Source organism: Mycobacterium sp. 1165178.9 (assembly GCF_001673555.1).
Lineage (GTDB): Bacteria > Actinomycetota > Actinomycetes > Mycobacteriales > Mycobacteriaceae > Mycobacterium.
This window is the reverse complement of the sequence record NZ_LZMB01000548.1, coordinates 1-973: the sequence shown is the minus strand read 5'-3', so window position 1 is coordinate 973 and position 973 is coordinate 1. Positions and strand designations below refer to the sequence as shown.

Here is a 973-nt window from a genome sequence, read left to right as displayed (position 1 = left end):
GCGCAGGTGTAACCCATGGTGGCGTCTAGGAACAACGCGAAGAATTCGTCCGAGACGTCGTAGATGGACTGCGACTCTTCGTAATAGGGTTCCAGTCCAGTCATGTTCGGTGCGGACCTCTCGTCGATTGGATCGCGTGGATACTATCCAACAAACGAAATCGATGCCAAAAGCGAAAGGCGTGCCTGGCGTCAGTAGGTATAGAAGCCCTGGCCCGTCTTCTTGCCGAGTCGGCCGGCCTCCACCATGCGCAGCAACAGCGGCGGCGGCCCGTAGTGCGGTTCCTTGAACTCCTCGAACATCTTGTCCGCGATCAGCTTCAGAGTGTCCAGACCGACGAGGTCGGATAACCGCAGCGGACCCATCGGGTGCGACAGCCCGGCCACCACGGCCTTGTCGACATCTTCGACGGTGGCAAAACCGGCCTCCACCATGCGGATTGCCGACAGCAGGTAGGGCACCAGCAGCGCGTTCACCACGAAACCCGACCGGTCGGAGCAGCGTACGACCTGCTTGCCCAGCACTGCGCTCGCGAATTCCTCGGTGCGCGCGGCGGCGGCGTCGTCGGTGACCAGGGTGCTGACCAACTCGACCAAGGGCAGCACCGGGACGGGGTTGAAGAAGTGCAGGCCCAGCACGCGTTGCGGGTTCTTGGTGGCTGCCGCGATCTTCATGATCGGGATGCTTGAGGTGTTGGACGCCAGAACCGCGTCGGGGTCGGTGATGACCCGGTCGAGCTCGGCGAAGACCTGCGCCTTGACGGCGTCGTCCTCGATGATCGCCTCGATGACCAGTTGGCGGTCGGCGAGGTCCTTCAGGTCGGTGGTGAAGGTGAGCTTGCTCAGCGCCCGGTCGCGTTCCCGCTCGGTCACCTTGCCGGCACTCACGCCGCGCTCCAGCGACTTCACGATGCGGTTGCGTCCCGCCGTGATAAGGGCTTCGGTGGTTTCGAACACGGTCACATCGACACCGG

The 973-nt window shown here is 63.2% G+C and carries 2 protein-coding genes; both read right to left on the bottom strand.

Annotation, left to right across the window (positions count from 1 at the left end; genetic code table 11):
• Window positions 1–104, bottom strand: a 104-nt coding sequence (locus A5652_RS27885; protein WP_197514075.1) for a class I SAM-dependent methyltransferase, incomplete at its 3' end; no start/stop codon positions are given.
• 87 nt (window positions 105–191) lie between these two features.
• A partial coding sequence (locus A5652_RS23265) for a 3-hydroxybutyryl-CoA dehydrogenase (protein ID WP_067357436.1) occupies window positions 192–973 on the bottom strand: 782 nt, incomplete at its 5' end.